The 4,133-nt window shown below is 59.9% G+C and carries 2 protein-coding genes and 1 pseudogene; all 3 read left to right on the top strand.

Features of this window, described 5'->3' with window-relative positions:
- The coding region (locus EN984_RS37860) for a hypothetical protein (protein ID WP_164765622.1) at positions 1–447 on the top strand (447 nt) is incomplete at its 5' end.
- 116 nt (positions 448–563) lie between these two features.
- Positions 564–2,936, top strand: a complete 2,373-nt coding sequence (locus EN984_RS24805; RefSeq protein WP_127271044.1) for a hypothetical protein — start codon at positions 564–566, stop codon at positions 2,934–2,936.
- Positions 2,933–4,133, top strand: a pseudogene (locus EN984_RS24800) (hypothetical protein); the annotation flags it as partial. The gene EN984_RS24805 and the pseudogene EN984_RS24800, both read left to right, overlap by 4 nt.

The raw sequence follows: 4,133 nt of genomic DNA, 5'->3' as shown, positions 1-4,133 counted from the left end.
GTTAAGAACCGCGAGCCGATTGTCTACGCATTGATTGACCCGGACCAGATCGAAAGCGGCAGCATCAAAGCAATCCCGAAGGAGCGACTGAAGAAAGCGGAATTGAGCGTCTGCAGAGCTTGGGAAGCCACGGCTGTTGAAGCCTGGGAAAACATTATGCAGGGCCAACTTGCGAAAAATCACCAGAGAAAAGATGCCGGCTACATTTGGGCATCGGCTGGAGAAATCCGCAAAATAAGGCTTACAGATGTCAACGCAGGGGCATTTTGTGTCATCGATGATGGGCTGAAAAATTTCAAGGCTCATGCGGTGTTAGGGTACTCACCAGCGCCAGAGGGTTACGATCCCGTAAAGATGGCAAATGAGCGCCTCGCAGCACGCGGGAACTTGCTTAAATTGTTCGAGGGTAGCGGCGTGAAAAATTGGAACGAGTGGTCGTTCAACTAACGGGCCTGCCACAACCGCCAACCAATCCCTTCGCCGTTCGTTGGTCCGCGCGGGGCTGATCCCCTAGCGTTTCAAGCGGCTTATGTTTTCGCTGGCTGGCCCGGCATCTTGCCGCCATGGCCAAGGCTGACAAGCGCACACCCGACCAGCAGAAGCAGGGAAAGGCCCTTCGCGACGAGGGCGCCAAATGGCTGAACCGTGTCGAAGCTGCCGGTAAGCTTGAAAAGCAGTGGCTGGATGATGCCGAAAAGGCCGTCAAAGCCTTCACTGGCGAGACATCGAGCCGCGACTACACCACGTCGACAACGCTCGGCTCGACCTACGATTTCAACATCCTATACGCCAACGTCGAAACCATCGTGCCGGCGGTCATCAACAGCCCGCCCGCGCCAGACGTGCGGCGTCGTTTCGCGGATGAAGATCCAGCCGGCAAAGACGTGGCGGAAATCATCGAGCGATCGATAAAGGTGCAGGTTGACGATTCCAAGCTCCAGGTCGAACTGGAGGGCGAGGCTCAAGACGCCTTCCTGGCTGGTCGCGGCGTGGTGCGGCTCCGGTTCAAGAGCGACATCGTAGAGGATGTGACTGATGAGCTTGCGGCCGAAGACGGTGGAGAAGCTGCTAAGGCAGAAACTGACGGGTATGGCCCCGGCAGCGGTGTCGCAGATGGCGGGGAGCCTGACGCCTCTGTACAGGTCGACGCCGCCCAAGCACCCACGGGGGCTTCTCAGCCTTCTGAACGGCTCGCAAACGAGCGCATCGAATTCGAAGCCGTAAGCTGGCGCGATTTCCGCCATGGTCCGGCCAAGCGCTGGAGCGAGTGCCCATGGCTGTCGTTCCGGTTCGTCGTCTCGCGCGAAAACGAAGATACGGCGTTCGATTCCGCCATGATTGGGATGCAGACGAGCGACCAGGAAAAGAAGGCGCGCGGCGAATCCGACAACGACCTGACAGGTTGGGAAATCTGGTGCAAAACCAGCCGCAAGGTCTACTTCGTCGACGATACGGGCGTGATCCTGAAGACAGTCGATGACCCGCTTGGCCTCACGAATTTCTTCCCGATCGCCACGCCAGTGCAGCCGATCGAACTCACCGGCCGCCTGATGCCGGTCAACCCTTTCTCGATCTATTCGAAGCTCGCCGACGAGCTGGACCTGACCACAAAGCGCATCAACATCATCACCAACCACATGAAGGTGAAAGGCTGGTATTCGGGCGATGCCGGCGACATCGGCAATATGCTGGCGGCCGACGACACGGAATTTGTCCCGATCGGCAATGCTGACATCTGGGCGGCCAATGGTGGGCTCGCTGGAGCGGTCGCGTTCTGGCCGGTGGAAAAGTTCATCCTCGTCCTTCGCGAGCTGTACAACGCCCGTGAGCAGACCAAGCAGGCGATTTACGAAATCACCGGGATATCGGACATCGTTCGCGGTGCTTCGAAATCCAACGAGACGCTAGGCGCCCAGCAGATCAAGACGCAATGGGGCTCGCTGCGCATCCAGAAGATGCAGCGAATGATGGAGCGCGGCGCGCGCGACCTGTTCGTGATGATGTCGGAAATCATCCCTGCGAAGTTTTCACACGAGACGCTTCAGCAGATGACGGGCGTCCAGATCATCCCGACGCAACAGGATCTCACGCCTATCCAGCCGCCGCCACCGCCGCCGCAGGGTGCGCAACTGCCGCCCGACCAGATGCAGCAGTATCAGCAGGCCGCCCAGGCCGCCCAGATGGCTGAGAAAGCCCGGCAGGCCAAGCTGGCACAGATGCAGGCTGTTCAGCAGCTTCTCACCCAGAAGCTATCGACCATGTACCGCATCGATGTCGAAAGCGATTCCACGGTGAAGGCGGACCTGTCTCGGCAAAAGGCCGAAGCTGCGGAATTCCTGCAAGGTGCCGGCGCCTACTGGGCTGCTGTCGGTCCAATGGTCCAGTCCGGGGAGCTTCCGAAAGAGGTTGCCGTCGAAATCTTCGCGGCCAACTCCCGGCTGTTCAACCTCGGCAAGTCTGTCGAAGACGTTCTGGAAAAGATGGTCACCGATGCCAAGGCGAAAGCCGCACAGCCTGAGACACCAAAGCCTAGCCCCGAACAACAAAAGGCTGAAGCGGAAGCGAAGACGCGAGAGGCGGACGCGGCAGCAAAAGCTGCTGAAGCGAAGCTCAAGGGCGCCCAGGTCGAACAGGGTATGCAGTTCGCCCGCGAGCAGCACGACATGACGATGAAGGAAAAGCAGTTCGATCTGCGCTCCAAGCAGATTGCGGCTGCAACCGATCAGAACCAGGTCTTGGCCGCGAACGGCATTGTTCCTCCGCCAATTCAGATTGACCCGATCGGCGGCGAGGCGGTTTTGAAAGAGATGGCCGCCCAACGTGAGCAGTTCGGCCAGTTCATGATCATGGTCACCAAGGCACTCACCGCGCCGAAGAAGGTCATCAAAGACCCGCAGGGCCGCCCGATCGGTGTTGAAACGGTGCCGATGCAATGACTGTATCGCTGAAGCATAAGTTCACGTCGCTCATTCCCGACGCGGGCGACCCGACGATTGTCCAGCCATCGAACTGGAACGACGAACACGCCCTGACCCAGGCCACAGAGACCATCCTTGGCCGGGTAAGCGCGTTGACGGGCGACACCGAGGAATTGACGCCCGCACAGGTTCGCGCGCTGCTCAACGTGGCCGATGGCGCCACGGCCAATAGCTCGGACGCCTTCCTGCTCGCCAGAGCGAACCACACCGGCACACAGCTTGCCGCCACGATATCGGATTTCGCGACGGCGGCATCCCTGGTCTGCCTGCCTCTTGCTGGCGGGACGATGACCGGCAAGCTGGTAACGGACGCGTCGGAAGCGGTGCTTGGCGCGGGTTTTAATGTTCCCCACGGCATTGTGCCAAATGCGCCTGCGGATGGCGATTTCTGGACCACTGCTGCCTTTGGCTTGTACGTTCGGGTAAACGGCGTCACCAAGGCGATGGCGTCCCTCGACAACGCCTCGCAGTGGACCATTATCCAGACATTCAAGACCAGTTCCACCACGGCGGCATCGATTAGACTTCCGCACGGTGTTGCACCGAACGCTCCGGCGAACGGCGACATGTGGACCGCAACCACGGGCCTGTTTTACCGGATCAACGGTGTCACCCAGACCGCTCTATCGGTATCGGATGCCGCCGCCGCTTACCAACCCCTCACCGCCAACCTCACTTCTTGGGGAGCCATCGCTCGCGCGGCCAATTTTGACGCATTCGTCGCCGCACCATCGTCGGCAAACCTCCGGACCTTGCTTACCGATGAGGTAGGAACTGGCTCGGCTTATTTCGTCGGCGGCGCGTTGGGCACACCTGCATCGGGTGTCGCAACTAACTTGACCGGCCTCCCCATCGCCACGGGTGTTTCGGGGTTGGCTGCGGGCATCGCCGCGTTTCTTGCGACCCCATCATCGGCTAATTTGCGGGCTGCTCTCACCGACGAAGTAGGAACCGGTGCAGCATATTTTGTTGGCGGCGCGTTGGGAACGCCCGCGTCGGGTGTTGCCAGCAACATGACCACCGCAACAGCGGCTCCCGGCACCAACAATACCCAAATTGCAAGCACCGCTTTTGTGACTGCCGCCGTTGCCGCCGTTGATTTTGGTGCCGGCAACGCTGCCCTCGCTTTCGGCGCGGTCGGTACTTACGCCCAAG

Origin of the sequence: Mesorhizobium sp. M7A.F.Ca.CA.004.12.1.1 (assembly GCF_003997835.1) — a bacterium.
Lineage (GTDB): Bacteria > Pseudomonadota > Alphaproteobacteria > Rhizobiales > Rhizobiaceae > Mesorhizobium.
This window is presented reverse-complemented; position numbering and strand designations above follow the sequence as displayed.

Coding starts and splice junctions, on each gene's coding strand:
- EN984_RS24805 (WP_127271044.1), top strand. CDS start 564: ATGGCCAAGGCTGACAAGCGCACACCCGACCAGCAGAAGCAGGGAAAG.